16 protein-coding genes are annotated in these 20,893 nt (G+C 66.3%); 10 read left to right on the top strand and 6 right to left on the bottom strand.

What is annotated here, in order from left to right:
- Positions 1-35 precede the first annotated feature (35 nt).
- On the top strand, positions 36-1,931 hold the full coding sequence (gene dxs, locus VGM61_RS18765; RefSeq protein ID WP_331524449.1) for a 1-deoxy-D-xylulose-5-phosphate synthase: 1,896 nt from the start codon (positions 36-38) through the stop codon (positions 1,929-1,931).
- Between the two features lie 134 nt (positions 1,932-2,065).
- On the opposite strand, the gene prmC is transcribed toward dxs, so the two are convergent.
- Complete coding sequence (gene prmC / locus VGM61_RS18760) at positions 2,066-2,896, bottom strand: peptide chain release factor N(5)-glutamine methyltransferase (RefSeq protein WP_331524448.1); 831 nt, start codon at positions 2,894-2,896, stop codon at positions 2,066-2,068.
- Positions 2,897-2,983: 87 nt separating this feature from the next.
- Positions 2,984-5,665: a M1 family metallopeptidase gene (locus VGM61_RS18755; RefSeq protein WP_331524447.1), complete on the bottom strand. Its 2,682-nt coding sequence runs from the start codon at positions 5,663-5,665 to the stop codon at positions 2,984-2,986.
- 194 nt (positions 5,666-5,859) lie between these two features.
- Between VGM61_RS18755 and VGM61_RS18750 the strand changes: the two genes are divergently transcribed.
- Positions 5,860-6,645 (top strand): winged helix-turn-helix domain-containing protein, encoded by a 786-nt coding sequence (locus VGM61_RS18750; protein WP_331524446.1) that lies wholly within the window; start codon positions 5,860-5,862, stop codon positions 6,643-6,645.
- Between the two features lie 8 nt (positions 6,646-6,653).
- Here VGM61_RS18750 and lptG read toward each other — a convergent pair whose 3' ends face one another.
- Both lptG and lptF read right to left on the bottom strand, forming a co-directional pair.
- Positions 6,654-7,757 carry an LPS export ABC transporter permease LptG gene (gene lptG / locus VGM61_RS18745; protein ID WP_331524445.1) on the bottom strand — a complete coding sequence of 368 codons (1,104 nt, stop codon included), beginning with the start codon at positions 7,755-7,757 and terminating at the stop codon, positions 6,654-6,656.
- A complete protein-coding gene (lptF, locus tag VGM61_RS18740) occupies positions 7,754-8,878 on the bottom strand; it encodes an LPS export ABC transporter permease LptF (RefSeq protein WP_331524444.1) in 1,125 nt (374 codons plus the stop codon). Before lptF ends, lptG begins: the two co-directional genes overlap by 4 nt.
- Positions 8,879-8,975: 97 nt before the next feature.
- Between lptF and VGM61_RS18735 the strand changes: the two genes are divergently transcribed.
- Positions 8,976-10,469 (top strand): leucyl aminopeptidase, encoded by a 1,494-nt coding sequence (locus VGM61_RS18735; protein WP_331524443.1) that lies wholly within the window; start codon positions 8,976-8,978, stop codon positions 10,467-10,469.
- A gap of 3 nt (positions 10,470-10,472) precedes the next feature.
- Complete coding sequence (locus VGM61_RS18730; RefSeq protein WP_331524441.1) at positions 10,473-10,895, top strand: DNA polymerase III subunit chi; 423 nt, start codon at positions 10,473-10,475, stop codon at positions 10,893-10,895.
- Between the two features lie 7 nt (positions 10,896-10,902).
- Here the strand turns inward: VGM61_RS18730 and VGM61_RS18725 are convergent, their stop codons facing one another.
- Positions 10,903-14,418: a hybrid sensor histidine kinase/response regulator gene (locus VGM61_RS18725; RefSeq protein ID WP_331524440.1), complete on the bottom strand. Its 3,516-nt coding sequence runs from the start codon at positions 14,416-14,418 to the stop codon at positions 10,903-10,905.
- A gap of 104 nt (positions 14,419-14,522) precedes the next feature.
- On the opposite strand from VGM61_RS18725, the gene VGM61_RS18720 reads away from it, so the two are divergent.
- From VGM61_RS18720 to VGM61_RS18700, 5 genes are read left to right on the top strand one after another with little or no spacing between them, the layout of a single operon-like run.
- Positions 14,523-15,998, top strand: coding sequence for a GTPase (locus VGM61_RS18720; protein ID WP_331524439.1), 1,476 nt, complete (start codon positions 14,523-14,525; stop codon positions 15,996-15,998).
- A 60-nt stretch (positions 15,999-16,058) separates the two neighbouring features.
- A complete protein-coding gene (locus VGM61_RS18715) occupies positions 16,059-16,694 on the top strand; it encodes a YceI family protein (RefSeq protein ID WP_331524438.1) in 636 nt (211 codons plus the stop codon).
- On the top strand, positions 16,678-17,256 hold the full coding sequence (locus tag VGM61_RS18710; protein ID WP_331524437.1) for a cytochrome b: 579 nt from the start codon (positions 16,678-16,680) through the stop codon (positions 17,254-17,256). Before VGM61_RS18715 ends, VGM61_RS18710 begins: the two co-directional genes overlap by 17 nt.
- Positions 17,253-17,804, top strand: coding sequence for a YceI family protein (locus VGM61_RS18705; RefSeq protein WP_331524436.1), 552 nt, complete (start codon positions 17,253-17,255; stop codon positions 17,802-17,804). Before VGM61_RS18710 ends, VGM61_RS18705 begins: the two co-directional genes overlap by 4 nt.
- 8 nt (positions 17,805-17,812) lie before the next feature.
- The gene (locus VGM61_RS18700) at positions 17,813-19,162 is read left to right on the top strand and encodes a GTP-binding protein (RefSeq protein ID WP_331524435.1); all 1,350 of its coding nucleotides are present in this window, start codon (positions 17,813-17,815) and stop codon (positions 19,160-19,162) included.
- A 12-nt stretch (positions 19,163-19,174) separates the two neighbouring features.
- On the opposite strand, the gene VGM61_RS18695 is transcribed toward VGM61_RS18700, so the two are convergent.
- Positions 19,175-19,411, bottom strand: a complete 237-nt coding sequence (locus VGM61_RS18695; protein ID WP_331524434.1) for a glutaredoxin family protein — start codon at positions 19,409-19,411, stop codon at positions 19,175-19,177.
- Positions 19,412-19,453: 42 nt separating this feature from the next.
- Here VGM61_RS18695 and VGM61_RS18690 point away from each other — a divergent pair, with 42 nt between their 5' ends.
- Positions 19,454-20,836, top strand: a complete 1,383-nt coding sequence (locus VGM61_RS18690; RefSeq protein WP_331524433.1) for an L-serine ammonia-lyase — start codon at positions 19,454-19,456, stop codon at positions 20,834-20,836.
- Positions 20,837-20,893 lie beyond the last annotated feature (57 nt).

The raw sequence follows: 20,893 nt of genomic DNA, 5'->3' as shown, positions 1-20,893 counted from the left end.
TTGCCCAGCCAGAGGCTTGGGCCAACAATATGCCGATGACCGACCTCTCCCGCTACCCGCACCTGGCCAATATCCGGGTGCCCGCCGACTTGCGTACCCTCGCCGACGACGACCTCCCGGCCGTGGCCGATGAATTGCGCGGCTACCTGATCGAGGCCGTGGCGTCTTCGGGTGGCCACTTTGGCGCGGGGCTGGGCGTGGTGGAACTCACCGTGGCCCTGCACCACGTGTTCGACACCCCGCGTGACCGCCTGGTGTGGGACGTGGGCCACCAGTGCTACCCGCACAAGATCCTCACCGGGCGCCGCGAGCGCATCACTTCGATCAAGAAGAAAGACGGCCTGGCGCCGTTTCCCCGCCGCGCCGAAAGTGAATACGACACCTTCGGCGTCGGCCATTCCTCCACGTCGATCTCCGCGGCGCTGGGCATGGCCATCGCTACCCAGCGCCGGGGTGACCACCGCAAGGTGGTGGCGGTGATCGGTGACGGCGCGATGACCGCCGGCATGGCCTTCGAAGCGCTCAACCACGGCGGCGACGTGGAACCGAACATGCTGGTGGTGTTCAACGACAACGGCATGTCGATCAGCGAGAACGTGGGCGCGCTGACCAAGATGATGGCCCGCGCGATGGCCAGCCACACCCTCAACGTGTGGCGCGAGCGCGCCAAGCGTGCGATCCCGAAGAAGTCGTTTTTCGGCAGGTTCTTTTCCCGCTGGGAGGAACACGCCAAGGGCATGTTCGTACCTTCGACCCTGTTCGAGGAACTGGGCTTCCACTACACCGGCCCGATCGACGGCCACAACATCCCGCAGCTGCTCAGCGCGCTTCGCACGGTGAAGGAACTTCCCGGCCCGCAGCTGCTGCACGTGATCACCACCAAGGGCAAGGGTTACGCCCCGGCCGAAGAGGCCCAGATCGAGTACCACGCGGTGGGCCCGTTCGATCCCACGGCGGGCCTGGCCAAGAAAGCCGGCCCTGCCAAGCCCACCTACACCGACATCTTCAGCGACTGGCTGTGCGACATGGCCGCCACCGACGACCGCCTGTTCGGCATCACGCCGGCGATGCGCGAAGGCTCGGGGCTGGTGCGTTTTTCGCGGGAGTATCCGCAGCGCTATTTCGACGTGGCGATTGCCGAGCAGCATGCGGTGACCCTGGCCGCGGGCATGGCCTGCGAGGGCGCCAAGCCGGTGGTGGCGATCTATTCCACCTTCCTGCAGCGCGCCTACGACCAGGCCATCCACGACGTGGCGTTGCAAAACCTGGACGTGACCTTCGCCATCGACCGCGCCGGCGTGGTCGGCCCCGATGGCGCCACGCATGCCGGCAGCTTCGACCTTTCGTTCCTGCGCTGCCTGCCGAACATGGTGATCATGGCCCCGGCCGACGAAAACGAATGCCGGCAGATGCTTTCCACCGGCTTCCACTACAAAGGCCCCGCCGCCGTGCGCTATCCGCGTGGCACCGGACCGGGCGCGAAGATCGAACCGCAGCTGGATGTGCTTCCCATCGGCAAGGGCGAGATCCGCCGCCGCGGGCACCACGGGCTGGCCATTTTGTCTTTCGGCACCATGCTGGCGCCGGCGGCGGTGATCGCAGCCGAAGTGGACGCCACGCTGGCCAACATGCGCTTCGTCAAGCCAATGGACGAAGCCCTGGTGCTGGAGCTGGCTCGCACGCACCAGGGGTTCGTGACCATCGAGGACAACGCCATCGCCGGCGGTGCAGGTGCCGGCGTGGCTGAACTGCTGGCCTCGCACGGCATCACCATGCCGATCCTGCATCTGGGCCTGCCCGACGCCTACCTTGAGCACGGCTCGCGCGAAGAAGTGCTGAGCATGGCGGGCCTGGATCTTCCCTGCATCCGCAACGCGATCCGCACGCGCTTCAGCAGCCTTATGCCCGCCGGAGTCGCCAGCGCCGGCTAGCCGCTCGCGGGGAATCACGTGACAACCATGGGCGGTTCAACCGGGGGATCTCGCCATTCGTGACCGCCATCACGCGGTCCACGAACGTCATGGCTTCCCCTTATGGTTTCCCCTGACGTTCCCTGACGTCTGGATTATCGATGGCGATAGCGTGCGCGGGTGACCCGCTCCCGGCCTTCCAGGTCGCGAAGCGTTTCCACGGCTTGCCAGTCGTCGCCAAACAAGGCGCGCACGGCTTGCCCCTGGTTCCAGCCATGCTCCAGAAGCAACCAGCCGCCGGGATGGAGCGCGACAGCACTGCCCTGGACGATCAGGCGGATATCGTCCAGGCCATCGAGGCCTGCGACCAGTGCGCTAGACGGCTCATGCGACAACGCCTCCAGGTGGGGGTCGTCGGCCTGGATATAGGGGGGGTTGGAAACGATGAGGTCGAAGCGTTCGCCGGCCACCGGATCAAGCCAGTAACCATGGACGAAGCGCACGTGCACGCCGTGACTTTGCGCGTTGCGCCGGGCGACGGTGAGCGCCGCCTCGCTGGTGTCCACCGCCACGACGGATGCATGGGGCCGTTCGCGCGCCAGCGCCAGCGCAATCGCCCCGCTCCCGGTGCCCAGGTCGACGATGCGCCAGGGCGCATCAAGGGGTACGCAGGCGAGCGCCGCTTCAACGAGCAATTCGGTCTCGGGCCTGGGGATGAGGGTATCGGAGGTGACTTCCAGGTCGAATGACCAGAACCCCTGGCGGCCGGTGATATAAGCGATCGGCACGCCCCGCAGCCGTCTGGCCACTGCGAGGTCAAACGCTGTGCCGGCATCCTTGGGCATCGGATCATCGCCGTGCGCGAACAACCAGCTGCGCGACTTGCCCAGGGCATCAAGCAGTAACAGCTCGGCGTCGACCCGCTCGCCCAATTGTTCGGTAGCGGCCGCCAGGGCATCGCGGACGGTGGGGCCGGCTCGATTCATGGAGGCATTGTACCGACGCGTGTCGAGGCAAGGATAAAAAACGGGGCGCCGAAGCGCCCCATGTGTTACCCCGGCACCAGCCTGGCCTTAGCGGGTGAGCGCCGCCGGATCCTGCTTGGCCACGCCTGCCGCGCACAGCTTGGCGCCTTCGGTGGTCTGCGCCAGGCCGCGTTCGGCACCGGAGATATTCTTCGCACGGGTGGCGAAGAAATCCTGCAGGCGCGAGGCCTCTTCTTCCGAGCACCCGCCACCGCCCATCAGCCGCGGCAGGGCGCCGCCGGCGAAGCTGCCGGTACGGGTGACGATCTTGTCGTAGTTGGTGGTAGCCCAGTTCCACAGGGCGTCGCGCTGTGCCCGGGTTTCGCGACCGCCACGCAGCACTGCCGCCATCTCGCCGACCTTGACGTCCTTGGTAAGGGCATAGTCACGCACGCGGTTCAGCTGCGCGGCGTCGCTGGTCTGCGCCAGGCCCGCCAGGATCGCATTGCGCTGCTGCGGATCGCTGTTCTTGGGCAGCTCGGCAATCAGTGCATCCACCGCGGGCTTGCCGTGCTCCTGCGTAGCCACGCCCAGCGCCGCGCCGAGCAGGTCCGGATCGGCCGCGCCCAGATCCAGGCGGCCGTCGGCCTTCGGCTTCAGCGCCGCATCACCCTGCGCCAGCAGGGCCTTGCGGACTTCGGCGATGCGCATGTCGCTACCCAGGAACTCCGCCAGCGCCGCGCGCTGCAATGAATCGCCGTCCGGCTCGCCCGCCTTGCGCTTGTAACCGAGCTGTTCCATGCGTGGCAGGTAGGCATCCTTCGCGTATTTCACCACCGCCGCACGCTGCGCGTCGGTCTTGGCCAGGCGGTAGTAGAACTGGTTGAGCATCACGGTCGGTACGGCGGCCACTTCACGCGTCTTGCTGGCGGTCAGGGGCTTCAGTCCCACCAGCACATCATGCGCATCGAGTTCACCCTGGTTGAAGCCGGCGTCCAGCGCATCGGCGTAAACCAGCTGTTCGCCGTCGCTCAAGGACGATGCCACCTTCACCAGCGGCGGGAGGTCCGCCTTGTCGATGCTGAAGCGGTAGTAGCCACTGGCGTTGGCGTTGGCCAGCACCCAGGTAGGCGAGGACGCGCCTTCGAGCGTCATCGTGCCGGACGCCTTGTCCAGCAGTTCGCAGCTCACCTTGCTGCCCGATGCCGTGCCATAGCGCACGCACACCGGCACGCCCCACACGCGGTTGTGATCGCCCGTGCTGCCGGTGGGCAGGTAGCGGCTTTGCGTCAGGTGCAGCACCGTCTTGCCGCCTTCGGTGGAAATCTTGGTCTGCACGTACGGCACGCCGGACTGATCAAGGAAGCTCTTGAAGGCCTTGCGGAAGTCCTCGCCCTTGTCGGCAGCCTTGCGGATCGATTCCACCAGGTCGTCAGCGCTGGCATTGCCGAACTTGTGGTCCTGGATGTATGCGCGCATGCCCTTCTGGAAAGTCGACTCACCCACATAGCCTTCGAACATGCCCAGCACCGCGGCACCCTTCTGGTAGGTGATGCCGTCGAAGGCCGTTTCGATATCACCGTTGCCGGTAATTTCCTGGCGGATCTTGCGTGCGCTCACCAGCGCATCGTTGTTCATCGCGCCCTGCGCACCACGGATGCGGTCAAGGTCGGCGCGGTACTCCGGATGCACCTTCTGCGTCACCTTCTGCTGCATCCAGGTGGCGAAGGCCTCGTTCAGCCAGATGTCGTTCCACCAGGTCATGGTGACGGTGTCGCCCGTCCACTGGTGGGCGAGCTCGTGCGCGTTGACGTTGAAGGATGCGCGCACGTACTGCGCCGGGGAATCCGGGTCGATCAGCAGCAGCCAATCGCGGAAGGTCACAAGGCCTGCGTTCTCCATGGCACCGGCGGAGAAGTCAGGGGCGGCCAGAAGATCGAGCTTGTCGAATGGATAGCCGAAGCCGTAGTAGTCCTCCAGCGTGTGGATGATCGACTGCGTTTCGCCCAGCACATGCTGCATGCGGTGGCCTTCGCCCTTGGCGGCGATGCCGCGCAGGGGAGTGGCATGGTCGCGGTATTTGGTCGCGGCGATATCCGGACCCTTGACGATGTCCCAGGGGCCGACGGCGAAGGCAACCAGGTACGTCGGCAGCGGTTCGGTTTTGGCGAAGGTCACCTTCTTCCAGCCGTCGCCGGCTTTTTCTTCCTTCACCACGCTGGTGTTGGCTACCGCCTGGTCATCGGCGGGCACCGTAAGGCTGATGTTGAACGGCGTCTTGAACGAGGGTTCGTCAAAGCCCGGGAAGGCAAAGCGCGCGCTCACCGGCTCCATCTGCGTCATCGCATAGGGCACGCCTTCGTGCGACACCTTGTACAGGCCCTGCAACTGCTGGTTGAGCGGCGCGGTAAAGGTGATGGCCAGGGTGAGTTCCTGGGGCTTGAGCGTGCTGCCGAAGTCGATGCGGGACACGCCTTCCTTCGGCGCCGCCGCGACGTACTTGCCTTCATGCGCCTTGCCGTCGGCGGTGGTGATCACAACCTTGCTGACGGTGAGGTCGCGGCCATGCAGCCACAGGTGATCGGACGCCTGCGACAGCTTGACCTTGATGGTGCTGCTGCCGCTGAAGTTGGTTTCCTTCGGGTCCACCTTGAAGGCAAGGGTATAGGCCTCCGGCGTTGCCCATGCCGGCAGTCGGGCGAGGGGCGCGGCTTCCGGGGTGGCGGCCAATGCCGCGCCGCAACATGCGGCGAGGGCGGTAAGTACGAACGAACGGACGAGAGGACGCATGATGGGCCTAGGCTCCCTTGGGTGATCTTCCCACCCTAGGGATCACCATGACCTACGACACAGTGCCAGAAGGCATACACAGGAATTCGACAACGGCCGACGCGGCATTGCCCGATACCCCAAGGGCCACCCGTACTGCTATAAACATCGTTCGGCACGGAGGCCGATCACCGATCATCGAGGGAACGATGCCAATGATTCCAGCCAGTCACACCAGCTTGCCCATCCCACGCGTGGTGTTGCACGCCAGCCCGGGTAGCAACGTCTTCCCGCACGAACTCCCCGTCCGTATGGCCGAAGTGGGCATCACGCTCGACCTGGTGCGCTCTTCGTGCTCGCTCTACCGGCTCCTGCTGGGCCGGCGCGCGGACATCGTGCTGGTCGATGCCGCAGTGATCGACGACGACGGCACGCCACTGGTACGCAACCTGCGCGATGCGTCGATGGTGGGGATCGTGGCAGGGGTCGCCCGGCAGGGCATGCTCTCGCCCAGCCAGGTGGTGGACTGGGGCGCCGATGCCTGGGTAACCGATAGCGCCGATGCCGATACCGTCATTGCCACGGTGCGCGGCCTGGCCCGGCGCATGGATGCCACCGGCGAGCCGGCAAACGGGGCGTCGACACCGGCGATGGAATCCGTGCCGGCCGTCACGGGCGGTGGCCATTGGCGCCTGGATTCAGCCGGCTGGTGCCTGATCACACCCGACGAGCAGGCCATCGCCCTCACCTCCACCGAACGCACGGTGCTGGCTGCGCTGATGGATGCTGGTGGTTCGCCGCTCTCGCGCGAGGACCTCATGCAGGCGCTCGACGAGGGCGATCCCGCCAATGCCCGCCGCCGCCTCGAGATGCTGGTGTTCAGGCTACGCCGCAAGGTGCACGACCGCAGCGGCCTGCCCCTGCCGCTGCTTACCGCACGCGGCAACGGCTATCTGTTCCTGGACCATAACGGCATACCGCCAGGCATGCGCCTGGGCTGATACAAAGGCTAACCGTGCTTGCGGAAGTACAACGTCGCGCCCACCGCCAGCAACACCGTGGGCGCCAGGTTGGCTACCAGCGGATGCACGCCGTAGACGGTGCCGAAGCTCACCACTGCCTTCTGGAAGAAGTACCAGCCAATGGCAAAGAGCATGCCGATGAAGATGCGCTTGCCCATGCCGCCCGAACGCAGGGCGCCGAAGGCGAAGGGCATGGCCGATAGCACCAGCACCAGCACGGTAAGGGGGTAGAGCGCCCTGCCCCAGAACGCCACGGCGAAGGAGCCGGGGTTCTGCCCGTTCGCTTCCATGTAGGCCATGTTCTGCCGCAGGTCGTGCATGGAGAGGTTGTCCACCTGCACCACCGATTGCTCCAGCACGCGGGCGTCGAGTTTGGTGTCCCACGGTTTCACCGGAACGGTGCTGCTGTGAACGCCCGTGGCATCGAGGTTCGTGCTGCGCACGTCTTTCAATGTCCACTTCACGCCGTCGTGTTCAGCCAGGCGCGCGTGGTCGAAACTGGACACCTGGCCGTCTTCGGTCAGGTGTATCACGCGCACGTCGTCCAGTTGCACGCCGGCGCCGATCGTGTTGCCAGTGAGCAGGCGCGCGTTCTTCGCATTGATGATGCTTTGGCCGTCCTTCGCCCACAGGCCGCTGTCGGTGGTAAGGCCAATGTTCGATGACTTGTAGCGAACCATCATCTCCTGGGCGCGCTGGTCGCCCACCGGAGCCAGGGTTTCACCCAGGATCACCACGCCCAGGGTGAGCAGGGCAACCACACCTGTCACCGATATCGCGATGCGCAGCTTCGACATGCCTGCTGCACGAAGCGCGGTGAGTTCGCCGCTCGATGCCAGGCCGCCAAGGCCCAGCAAGCCGCCAATGAGGGCGGCGTTGCCGAAGTATTCGTAGAGGCGGCGCGGGATGGTAAGCAGGATGTACGCCGCCGCCTGGGTGGCGGTGAAGCCGTTCTTGTCGAGCTTGCCCAGCTGCTTGCCGAACTGCAGCAGCGCGTCGAAACCGACCAGGATCAACCAGACCACTACCAGCGTGCCGAGCACGCTCATAGCCACGAGACGGTCGGCGCGCTTGATGCGCAGGGAGATCATGCGCCAACCGCCGGCGCGGTTATGGCCGGGTTGCGGACCTTGCGCGGCGCGTACTGCCGGGTGAAGAACCAGGCCGCGGTGCCGAAGATGATCACGTGGATCGTCCACATCGGCGCCGAGGTATGCAAGGTGCCTTTGATGATCATGGTGCGGATGATCTGCATCAGGGCCAGGTACAGGAAATAGCTCAGCACCGCGATCATCAGGCGGCCGTAACGCGCCTCGCGCGGCGACTGGCGCGACAGCGGCGTTGCCAGCATCAACAGCACCAGCGCGGTGACGGGCGCGGCGATGCGCCAGGCGATTTCGGCGTGGGCCTCGGTGGTGGTGGCCTTGCTCAGGTCGCCAAAGCTCATCGAGTGCACCGGATCGTCTTCATCGTCGTCGGCCTGCACCGCGGAAAGGGATGAATCGTTCTGCTCGAAGCGCATGCGCCGCCAGTTGTCCCCGGCGAGGGGAATTTCATACTGCCAGCCGGTATGCAGGGCGATGAAGCGGCCGTCGCCGTCACTCTCCTGGTACATCTGGCCGCTGTTGGCAGTGACCAGGCGCACCACGTGCTCGCCCTTGGAGGTGATCACGTCCTTGGCCAGGAAGGTGTGGCCAAGCTTGCTGCCGTCGCGGCTGAGCGTATCGACGAAGATCACCCCGCCCTTGCCCGGCAGCGCAGTGAAACGGCCGGCATCCAGGCCGGCGGCGATCACCGAGCGGTTGGCATCGGCGATCATCTGGTCGGAGGTGCGGCTGGCCAGCGGACCCAGCCAGATCGCCACCGTGCCCACGATGAGCGCGGTGATGAGGGCCAGCACAGCGATTGGCCGGACCAGGCCCATCGCCCCCATGCCGGATGACGACAGCACGTGCATCTCGCTTTCGCGGTACATCCGTCCCAGGGCCACCAGGGTGCCCAGGAAGGCAGCCAGGGGCAGCATGCCCGACAGAGCGTCGGTCATGCGAAGGCCCAGCACCTGGAACATGATGCCGGGGGGAAAGGTGCCGTTGGCCACCTGGGCCAGCACGCGCGCAAAGGTGCCGCCGGCCAGGATCACCAGCAGCACGATGGCTGTCGCGGCGATGCTATAGGCCAGTTCGCGGAGGAAATAGCGGTCGAGGATGCTCAAGCGTTAGAATGTACGGTTAGCGCCGCACCCGGCAGGGGCGGCAATCGTTAAGTCTATCCTGTCGAGGCATCGGCGGGTTCGCGCAGGACAGTTTTCGATGACGCTCCAGTTCAGCCTTGGTTCCAGCCTTCCCGACACCAGCCCGACGCCCTGCGCCGTCGTCGGCGTTTTTGAGCACGGGGTGCTCACCAGCGCCGCGGCCCGGCTGGATGTCGCCTGCGGCGGCGCCGTCAAACGGATGGTCGAGTCCGGGGACATTACCGGCAAGGCCGGTACCGCAGTGGTCCTGTTCGCCCCTGTCGGCGCCCCGGCCGAGCGCGTGGTGGTGGTCGGGCTTGGCGCACAGAAGGGCTTCGACGCCCAGCGCTACCAGAAGGTCTGCCTGGAGGCCGCCCGCGCGGTGGGCCGCCTGCCGGTGGAAAGCGCCATCGTGCACCTGGCCGAAATCGACGTGCCCGGACGTGACATCGCCTGGCGCACCCGCACCGCCGCCCTGGCCTTCGACCACGCCGCCTACCGCTACACCGCTACCTTCAAGCCGAAGGATGCGAAGAAAACACCCGAGCTCGGCGCCGTCACCTTCACGGCCGAGGCGGCGGGCGAACGCGGTCTTGTCGAAGCTGCTGCCATCGCCACCGGCACCCGCCTGGCGCGCGAACTGGGCAACCTGCCGCCGAACATCTGCAACCCCGCCTACCTTGCCGACCAGGCCCGCGATTTCGCCGACCGGCGGGTGAATGTCGAATGCGAAGTGCTCGAGCGCGACGAAATGGAAAAACTCGGCTTCGGCTCGCTGCTGGCGGTGGCCCGTGGCTCGTCCAACGCACCGAAGCTGATCGTGCTGCAGTACCGCGGCGGACCTGAGGGCGAGAAACCCTATGCCTTCGTCGGCAAGGGCATCACCTTCGACACCGGCGGCATCAGCCTGAAGCCGGGCGCGGGCATGGAAGAAATGAAGTTCGACATGTGCGGTGCCGCCGGCGTGCTCGGCGCGTTCGTCGCCACGGTGGAACTGGCGTTGCCGGTGAACCTGGTATGTGTGGTGCCGGCGGTGGAAAACATGCCCGACGGTTCGGCCTACCGCCCGGGCGACGTGCTGACCAGTCTTTCAGGCCTCACCATCGAAGTGCTCAACACCGACGCCGAAGGCCGCCTGATCCTGTGCGATGCCCTTACCTACACTGGCGACCGCTTCGATCCGGCGGTGATCATTGACGCGGCCACCCTCACTGGCGCCTGCGTGGTCGCGCTGGGCAAGCACGCCACCGGTGTGATGAGCAAGCACGACGACCTCGCCGACGAGATCATCGCCGCGGGCGAGGCCACCCTGGATCGCGGTTGGCGCCTGCCGCTGTGGGATGAATACCAGAGCGGGCTGGAATCGGGCTTCGCCGACGTCGCCAATATCGGCGGCAAGTTCGGCGGCGCGATCACCGCCGGCTGCTTCCTTGCCCGCTTCACCGAAGGCCGCCGCTGGGCACACCTGGACATCGCCGGCACCGCCTGGGACGAGGGCCGCAAGGGCCTGGCTACCGGCCGCCCCGTGCCGATGCTGGTGCAGTGGCTGATCCACCGGGCAGGCCAAGCCTGATCGATGCCGCGCGCTGACTTCTACCTCATCGACAAGCCGCGGTTCCGCGAAGAGCCGCTGCTACTGGTGTGCGAACTGGCGCGCAAGGCGCTGGCCGCAAAGCAATTCACCCTGGTACTGACACGCGACTTCCCGCAGGCCGAGGCACTGGATGACCTCCTGTGGTCGTTCGACGACGACGCCTACGTTCCGCATCAGCTGGCGGGCGATGACGACGACACGGAGTGCGCCGTGCTGATCGCGCCACCTGGCGTGGACACCGGCGACCGTGCACTGGTGATCAACCTTCGCGATACCTGTGCCCCGGGAAACTTCGACCGCGTGCTCGAGGTGGTGGCCGCCGATCCCGCCGAGCGCGAGGGTTCGCGCAAGCGCTGGGCCCAATACAAGCAGCTTGGCTTCGAAGTGGCCAAGCACGACATGTAACCTGCGGCTATTCCAGGCTCGCCAGCAGGCGCTGCAGTGTCACCGCATCCACCGGCTTGCGTGCAAAACCCTGCATGCCGGCGGCAGCCACGCGTTCTTCCTCATCACCCATCGAACGGGCGCTCACGGCAATGACCGGAAGCGATGGTTGCCGCAGGCCAAGCCAGCGCGCCAGGCCGAAGCCATCGATCCCGGGAAGGTCCAGGTCCAGCAACACCACATCAAACACGGCGTCTTCCATGCAGCCCATGGCGTCGAGTGCGTGCGAGGCGCAAGTTACCGCATGGCCTGATTGGCGCAGCAGCCCCGCGATCACCGCGGCAACGGTTGCATCGTCTTCCACCAGCAAGACGCGCCTTGCACTCGCGATGGCTCCCATGGACTGCCGGTCGTCGGCCGCGCCATCATCCGCCGCTGCGGGAAGCGGCAGGCACACGGTGAAGATCGAACCGTGCCCCGGGGTCGAATCCAGTTCGATGCCGCCTCCCATCAGCGTGGCCAGTTCCCGGCAGATCGCCAATCCCAGGCCAAAACCTTGTGCACTTTGCGGTGTCCGCGCCTGCTCGTAACGCCCGAACAAGCGCTCGCGATCGTGCGCGGCGATGCCGGGACCGGTGTCGGCGACAGTGAATACCAGGCCCGCCGGCCCGTCGTACCCGCTTACCGCCACATGCCCATGTTCGGTGAATTTCACTGCGTTGCTGATCAGGTTCAGCAGGATCTGGCGCACACGCGCCTCGTCTCCCACCCGGCGGCGCAGGCCCGAAGGCGGCAACGACGCCAGCAACTGAAGACTCCGCGTTGTCGCCAGCGGCCGTTCAAAGGCCACGGTGTCGACCATCAGCGCAGCCGGGTCGAAGGTTGCGTTCTCCAGTTCCAGCCGCGCCAGGCCCAGGCGGGTGAGGTCCAGCACATTGTCCAGCAACCGCAACAGCAGTCGTCCGGATTGCCGCATGGCACGGACGTACCCCGCCTGCACGGTCGTCAACGGCGTGGATGCCAGCAATTCCGCCATACCGAGCACGCCCGTCATCGGCGTGCGCAATTCGTGGCCGAGCACGCCGACGAAGTTTGTCTTCGCGTCATTGGCCTCTTCAGCCAACTGTCGCGCCTGCCGGGCAAGGCGCACCTGCATCCGTCGATCCATCGCACGGCGGGTACGCAACACCACGATCCACACCAACAGGCACGCCGCCCCGATGTAGGCCATCCATGCCCAGGCGCGTGTCCACGGCGGCCGCTCGACAATCACTTCAAGCGGCGTGCGCAATGCTCCCCATGGACCATGGGGAGCAGCGCCCTCCACCCATAACAGGTGGCGGCCGGCACCCAGCTGTGCGAACTCCCTGAAGTCGCGATGGCCGGTATCGATCCAGGATTCGTCTTGCCCGTCGAGCCGGAATCGATAGCGGTTGGCTTCCCCATCCACGAACGAAAGGGCGCGCACCTGGATGGTGAGGTCGCGATCGCGCCAACCCAGATGCAGCGGCCGGCCGTCCAGCGGCAGGTCGATACGCTGGTTATCCCGCCTGATGGAAATCGAGCGCAGGGCAATCGGCGGCGCCGGAATCACGGACACCGGCGCTGACGGGTCGAACCCCAGCACGCCGTCGAGGGTGGCGCCCAGGATGACCCCATTGGCCAGTACCGCGGTGGTCCCATCGGTGAACTCGGCGCTGAAGAGTCCATCGGTCAGGCCCAATGTCATGGCCTCGCCGGTTTCCGGCGCATACGTCCAGAGCCCTGCCACGCCCAGGCCCCAGACATGCTTGCGCGGGCCCACGCCAATGGACAGGACATCGGTGCGCGGCCAGCCGGCGGCCTGGTCGACCGATTGTCGTTTCACCGCGTGTCCATCCCCCCACCGATAGCGCTGGAGACTGTCTTCACGGGCCACCCAGAGGTCGTCGCCAGAGATAGCCAGGGCATCGACCGCACCCGGGTCGATGCCGGGTACCGGTTCGAAACGGCGCGCGCCTGGCGCAATCCATTGCACCCCGTTGCTGCCGGCACGCCATGGCGATGCGCCCACCATCAATAGCTGCCGTGTATCGTCGTGGATACCCGAACCAGGCACAGCCAAAGTCGACGCACGGGCCTGGCCGGGCCCAAGCTTCCACACACCACTGTTACGCGTGCTGGCATACACCGTGCCAGAGGGTGATTCGACCAGGCCGGTCACAGCTTCCGTAGGCCCGGCGACCATACTTGCCACACCTTCACCCGGTCGCCGCACCATCAAACCCCGTGCCGTGCCGATCCACAGCGTGCCGTCGACGGCCTCGAGCAAGGCGTCCACCCTTGCACCGACGTCCGGCAGGCGTTCGCGCACGGCTTCGGAAGCCACTGACATGCGTGCGACCCAGCCATGCATGCCGCCCACCCAGACCTCGCCGTTGCGGGCGCGCGCCACGGCGGTAGCCGCCCGGTGCGGCAGGCCAATGGTTTCGTCGGGCACATGGGTCAGCAGGAAGAAACGTCCCCACCCCGGGCCGACATAGGCCAGCCCGCCATCGGTAAGCGCGCACCAGATGCCACCCTCACGGTCCTCCAGCAGGCGCACCACGTGGCGACCGGGAAGCCCGTGGGGAAGGAAAGGACGCGGCGACACCTGTGCGGTTTGGCCCCCTGGCTCGAGCAACAGCAGGCCGGCACCCGTCAGGGCGATCCAGAGCGTCCCCCGCGAGTCACGAAGACTGGCGGTCACCGACAGCCCGGCTGTCCCCTCCACCAACTGAAGGTGATCGCCGCTCACGACAAACAGGCCCCGCTCGCTGGCAACCCGCAAGCCGCCCGCATCCACGTCCAGGGCGTGGATCACCGGGGGAGGGCCGTCGGGAAAGTCCAGCCATGTCCAACGGCCTTCGGCATCCCGGCGTCCCAGGCCGTGGGCGCCCCCCATCCACAGGACGCCCTGGGCATCCATGTGCAGGGCATTGACTTCCCCCGGGCCCGGCCTGCTCGTGTCCGGCAAGGAAAAGACCTCAGGCTCAGGCCATCCTCCTTCCGGCCGCAAGCGAAACAGGCCGCGATGCCGCGTACCGATCCACACCTCGCCATCGATGCCCGCGGCCAGTGCCTGCACGTCGTCGTCGGCCAGGCTGCGCGGCTCCCCTTCCACATGGCGCCATGTAGTGAAACTGCCATCGGCATTCCGGCGGCTGAGTCCCGAACCGATGCCACCGGCCCACACGCGTCCGGCGCGGTCCACCATCAGGGCATCGAAGCGATTGCCGCCGATCGATCCGGCAACGCCGGCCTCGCGTCGGAAGACGTCGAATTCGACGCCGTCGAAGCGCGCCAGGCCCGCATCTGAGCCGATCCAAAGGTATCCGGTGGTGTCTTGCACCACTGAGCGAAGCTTGCGCGAGGGCAAACCGTCGGCCATCGTGAAGTGGCGGAACTGCATCTTGTGCTGCGTCGCCACGGCGGCATCGGCGGACGCAGCGACCACGACATCGGTCGCCTTCACGCCGGCAAGGCAAAGACAGGCCAGCAGGCCGGCCAGGATCCATCGGGCCACGTGATCATCCATGTTCGTTGGGCGCCGCGCTCAGACTATCATCGGCTTTGGATGGACGCGAACCGAACCTTTCCCCAGTACGCGATGAATGCAGGCACGGATCCATGCGCCTAGGGCGGCTATTGGCCATCGTGGCGGTGGCGGCAATGGTGCTGCTGGTGCTGCTGATCGCGGCACACGCAATCACCCTGGCACGCGAAGTGGCGGCGTTGCCGACAGCCTGGCAATGGGCGATCGGGGTACTGCTGATCGCGGGCCTCTCTGCCACGGGCGTCGCCGCACGGTGGCTTTGGCGACCGGCGCGTCCGCGTCCATCGCGCATCGTGCCCGACCGGCCCGCCCTGCAGGCGCGCATCGAGGAACTGGAATCCAGTGGCGCGGCGGCGCCCGGGGCTCGTGAGGAACTGGCCGAGCTCGATCGCAGGCGCGAAGGTGGCCGGGTGCACGTTGCCGTATTCGGCGATATCTCGGTAGGCAAATCCAGCCTGGTGCGTGCGCTGGTGCCCGGTGCCGATTCCGTTACCGGCGTCGCCGGTGGCACCACACGGGACATCCGCCTGCACCAGGGCGATCGCGATGGCATCGCATGGGTTCTGGCCGATGTCCCGGGCAATCGCGAGGCCGGCGGCGAAGCCTTCGAAGCCAGTGCCAGGGAGGAAGCCCTGCGCGCCCATGCCGTGATCTACGTATGCACCGCCGAACTCACCCGCTCCCAGGCAAACGACGTTGCCTGGCTGGCCGGCTTCGGCAAGCCCATGGTGGTCGCCCTGAACAAGGCGGATGAACGCAACACCGGGGAACTGAAGCTCGTGCTTGGCAGGTTACGCAGCCAACTGCGCGACAGCGCCGATACGGTGCTGCCGACGATCGCCGGTGGCACGGAAGTATTCGTACGCGAACTGCCCGACGGTCGCCGCGAGCGCGTCGAGCGCACGCGGCTGCCGGACACGCGCGAACTGGCCCGTGCCCTTGACCGCCTGCTCGGCCGTGGCGCCCAGGCACTGGAACCGGCGCGCGAGAAAGCCGTGTTCGCCGCCCTCGATGCCCGCCTTGCGGAGTCCGAAGCCGCCGCTCGCGAGGCCCAGGCCGCGCGGATCGTGGCGCGCTACGCCCGTCGCGCCGTGGTCGGCGCGATGGCGGCGGTGGCGCCGGGCAGCGACCTGGTGATCCAGGGCGTGATCGCCACCGGCATGGTGCGGGCACTGGCCAGCCTTTACGGAGTGAACGCCAGTGACGTGCAGGTGGATGACTTCATCCGCCAGGCGCGGCTGACCCTGCGCTCGGGATCGTCCATCGTGCTTGCGGTAGCTGGTAACGCACTCAAGGCCTTCCCGGGCCTGGGTACCCTGGGCGGCGGCCTGCTTCACGCGTTTGCCTATGCCCTGATCTTCGACAGCATGGGCAAGGCCCTATCGGCCTCGCTGGCGGAGCGGCAGGCACTGGATCACGACGATGCCAACGAACGGCTAAAAGCCTGGCTGGCCGACAGCAATGGCGAGCGCGTCAAGGCGCTGGCCGCGATGGCGGCCGAGGCCCTGCGCGAATCGCCCGGCCCCGGCGGCAGTGTTCGGCCAGGATGACAATGCGTTCATGAACTGGTGGGTGGCGGTGCGGTGGGCAGCAAGGGCACACTGGGCGGCATGATCGCTTCGAAACCCCGCACCACGCTTCTGCGTCTCGCCCTGGCGGTGGCGGTTTTCGCCTGCGCAGGCACGGCGGCCGCCGCACCCGTGGCATACCAGTACGACCCGGTGCACAGCCAGGTGGTTTTCAGCGTCGACCACAACGGCTTCTCGCGCTCGTTCGGACGGCTGCACGTATCGGGCAACCTTTCCTTCGATGCAACCAACTGGGGCGATTCCTCCACCCACGTCATTATCGATACCGCCGGCGTGGACATGGGCGATGCGAAATGGAATGAAGCCGTGCGTGGCAATGATCTTTTTGCCGCTTCACGTTTCCCCACCGCCACCTTCGACAGCACATCGGTTGAAAAAACCGGTGACGACACCGGCGTGTTGCACGGCAAGCTCACCTTGCGCGGGATGAGCCAACCGGTGGACATCCCCTTTCGCCTGAACCGCAACGGGCGAACCATCTATGGCATGCATGACGTGGCCGGTTTCTCGGCGAATTTCACCCTGGACCGCACGCTCTTCGGCATGACCTCCAATCCCAATTCAATCGGCCGCCCGGTCACCGTGTGGCTTGAAATCGAAGCCATCCGCGGCGATGGCGCCGAAGCCAAGGAGCCCGACCGTGGCACTACGCAGTGATGATTCCCGCTGGGGTACCGGTGCACGCTTCTTCCATTGGCTGATGGCGCTGGCCATTCTCGGCAACGGTATTTTCGGCCTCTGGATGACGGGCCTGGCGCCTTCGCTTGCGAAGATCAACACCTTCGCCCTGCACAAGTCGATCGGCCTGACGGTACTGGCCCTGTTCTTCCTGCGCCTGGCCTGGCGCATGGGCGACCAGCGTCCGCCGGACGAACCTGCCCCCGCCTGGCAACGCCTGGCAGCCCACGTAACGCATGGCCTGCTTTACGTGTTGATCGTGGCCATGCCAGTGTCTGGCTGGGTGTTCAACTCAGCCCATGGGTATCCACTGCAATGGTTCAAGTTGTTCAACCTGCCGCCGCTGGTGGCCAAGGACGACCAGGTCAGGCACGTCGCGATCATCGTTCACGAATACCTGTTCTACTTCCTGTTGCTGGTGCTCGTCGCGCATGTCGGCGCCGCGCTATGGCACCATTTCGTCCTGCGTGACAACGTCCTTCGGCGCATGTTGCCGTTCGGACGCCCGCGCAAGGTTCCCCCGCCAGGAGACCCGTCATGACCCGCACCACCCTTGCCCTCGGGCTTGCCTTCCTGATCCTGCCGATGACAGCCGGCGCCGCTGACTACACCGTGCAGCCAGCCAGCACGCTGGGCTTCACCGGTACGTTCCAGGGCGCCACCTTCGACGGCAGCTTCAACAAGTTCAACGCCGCGATCAGCTACGACCCGGCAAACCTCGCCGCATCGAAATTCGACGTGACGGTGGACCTTGCCAGCGCCACCACCGGTGACAACGATCGCGACCATGCGCTGCCCAGCGCCGATTTCTTCGACACGGCGAAATTCCCGCAGGCCCACTTCGTTACCACCGGCTTCGCCAAGGCCGGCAACGGCGTGGTGGCCAACGGCAGCCTCACCCTGCACGGTGTGACCAAGCCCGTGCAATTGAAGGTCACCTTCACCCCCGGCTCGGGCGCCGCCTCGCTGGATGTCGCCACCGTGGTCAACCGCCTGGACTTCGGCGTCGGCAGCGGTGAGTACAAGGACACCTCGACCATCGGCAACGCGGTGAAGGTGAACGCGCACCTGTTGCTGCAGCCGAAGTAAAGGCATCGATGGACCTGCGCTCGCTCTGGCAACGCATGCGCCGAAGCGCTTCGCTGCCGGTTGACGATGCCCCTGGCGAAATCGCCACGCCGCTGCGGCACGGTGTGGCGCGTTCGCTGCAGGAATTGCTCGACGACTCCAGCGTGCCGCCCGCGGTGCGGCAGGAGCTTGCCGTGGACTTCGCCCGCGTCGCCACCATGCTCGACAAGCTGCAACGCGATGAATTGCACGTGGCGGTGTTCGGCCGCGTCTCGGCGGGAAAATCAGCGCTGGGCAACGCCCTGCTGGGCCGCCAGGCCTTCGAGGTGGGCGTGCTCCATGGCACCACCACAGAAGCTGAGCCTGCGCGGCTGGACGAAGCCGCCAGCGGCGGCCTGGTGTTGATCGACACACCGGGCATCAACGAACTCGGTGGCGAAGCGCGTGAAGCGCTCGCGGTGGACGTGGCCCAGGTGAGCGACCTGGTGATTTATGTGGCCGATGGCGACCTTACCCGTGACGAGCTCGACGCGCTGCGCACCCTGGCGGCCACCCAGCGCCCCGTGCTGCTGGCCCTGAACAAGGCCGACCGTTATGCCGATACCGAGCGCGAGGCGTTGCTTGCACACCTGCGCTCCCGCACGGCGGGCCTGGTGCGGCCCGAAGATGTCATTGCCGTCTGCGCGTTGCCCGTGCCGCTGCGAGTGATCGATGCTTCGGGCCTTGAATCGAACCTGCCCCAGTCACCGGACGTGGACACCCTGCGCACGCGCCTTCTTGATATCGCCCGTCGCGATGGAAAGGCGCTGAACGCGATCAATGCCGGACTGTTTGCCGGCCGCCTGGCCGACCAGGTGGGCCAGCGCATCGCCATCAGCCGTCGCCAGCTGGCCAGCCGGGTGATCCGCCAGTACTGCCTGGCCAAGGGCGTAGCGGTGGCGCTGAACCCGATCCCCGTGGCCGACCTTCTGGCCGCGGCGGGCCTGGACGCGGCCATGGTGGTGCAGCTCTCGCGTGTCTACGGCATGCCGCTCACCCGGGCCGAATCCGGCCGACTGGTGGCTACCGTGTCGGCGCAGCTGATTGCCCTGATGGGCGCGATCTGGGGCATGCAGCTGGCGGCCTCGGCGCTGAAGGGTCTCAGCGGCGGGCTGTCCGTGGTGGTCACCGGCGCGGCCCAGGGCGCACTGGCGTGGTACGCCACGGTGTTGATCGGCCGCGCTGCCGAGCGCTACCTGGTGGCGGGAAAATCCTGGGGCGAGCATGGCCCCAAGCGTGCCGTGGCCGAGGTAGTGGCGGGCCTGGACCGCGACTCCATCCTGCGCGAGGCGCGCGAGGAAATCCTCCGCCGGTTGCGCCGCGACCCTGCCCTGCCTTAAGTCCGCTCCGGGCTAATCCGCCTGGTGCAGGAAATGGCGAAGCGTCGATTCATCGAAGGGCCAGTCCATCTCGCGGCCATCGCGGCGGTCGCGCAATACCGGCACACGGGTGCCGTAGGCCTCTTCAAGCACGGGATCGTCGTCCACCCAGGCGCTGTCGAAATCCGGCGCCTTTACCGCCGCCATCAGGGCCAGGGCCTGGTCACAAAGCTTGCAGTAATCCCGCTGGTAGAGGACGAAATCTGTCATGCGCGTAGAATAACGTTCTTCCCCGCCCCAGTTGCTCTCCCCATGGCAGTCAGCGTCTTCGACCTCTTCAAGATCGGCATCGGGCCGTCCTCGTCCCATACCGTCGGACCCATGCGCGCCGCCGCGCGCTTTTGCGAGCACTGGCTGGCCGGCAAGGGCGTGCTCGACCGCGTCACTCGCGTGCGCTGCGAGCTCTACGGATCGCTGGCCATGACCGGCCGCGGCCACGGCACCGACAAGGCAGTGCTGCTGGGCATCGAAGGCCAATGGCCCGATTCGGTCGACCCCGACCAGATCGATGCCACGCTCGCCCGCATCCGCAAGGAAAAGCGCATCCGTGTACTGGGGCGGCACGAGATCGACTTCGACGAGAAAGCCGACCTGGTGTTCAACAAACGCCAGAAGCTGCCCTTCCATACCAACGGCATGCGCTACAGCGCCTACGACGCCGAGGGCAACGAAGTGGCCACGCGCGATTACTACTCTGTTGGGGGCGGCTTCGTGGTGAACCACGACGAGGCGGCCGAAGACCGTATCGTGGCCGATACCTCCGAGCAGCCGTACCCGTTTACCAGTGGCGATCAACTGCTGGCCCTGTGCGAGGCGAACAAGCTCACCATCGCCCAGCTTATGCTTGCCAACGAGAAAATCTGGCGCAGCGAGGCGGAGATCCGCGAGGGCCTGTTGACGTTGTGGACGGCCATGCAGGACTGCGTCAACCGCGGACTTCGCTCGCCCGGCGTGCTCCCCGGTGGCCTGAAGGTGGAGCGCCGTGCGCCGCGCATGGCGGCGGAACTGCGCGATCGTCCGGAAGCTGCGCTCAAGGATCCCTTGAGCATCCTTGACTGGGTGAATCTCTATGCCCTGGCGGTGAACGAGGAAAACGCCGCCGGTGGACGCGTGGTCACCGCGCCCACCAATGGCGCGGCCGGCATCGTGCCGGCGGTATTGCACTACTACGACCGCTTCTGTCCCAGCCACGACACCGACGGGGTGCTCAATTTCCTGCTGACGGCCGGGGCCATCGGTATTCTCTACAAGGAAAATGCCTCGATTTCCGGTGCCGAGGTTGGCTGCCAGGGCGAAGTGGGCGTGGCCTGCTCGATGGCGGCCGGTGGCCTTACCGCAGCGCTGGGCGGCAACATCTTCCAGGTCGAGAACGCCGCCGAGATCGGCATGGAACACAACCTGGGCCTCACCTGCGACCCGATCGGCGGCCTGGTGCAAATTCCCTGCATCGAGCGCAATGCGATGGGCGCGGTCAAGGCCATCAACGCCAGCCGCATGGCCCTGAAGAGCGACGGCAAGCATCGCGTATCGCTGGACAAGGTGATCGCCACCATGCGCGACACCGGCCGCGATATGAAGGACAAATACAAGGAAACCTCGCGCGGCGGCCTGGCGGTCAACGTCATCGAGTGCTGATGCCCTACCCGGCCCGGCCCTGACATCGGGGCCGGGTCCTGTCATTATCCCCGCCTT

It is taken from the genome of Pinirhizobacter sp., assembly GCF_036499745.1.
In the GTDB taxonomy this organism is placed as follows: domain Bacteria; phylum Pseudomonadota; class Gammaproteobacteria; order Xanthomonadales; family Rhodanobacteraceae; genus Pinirhizobacter.
This window is presented reverse-complemented; position numbering and strand designations above follow the sequence as displayed.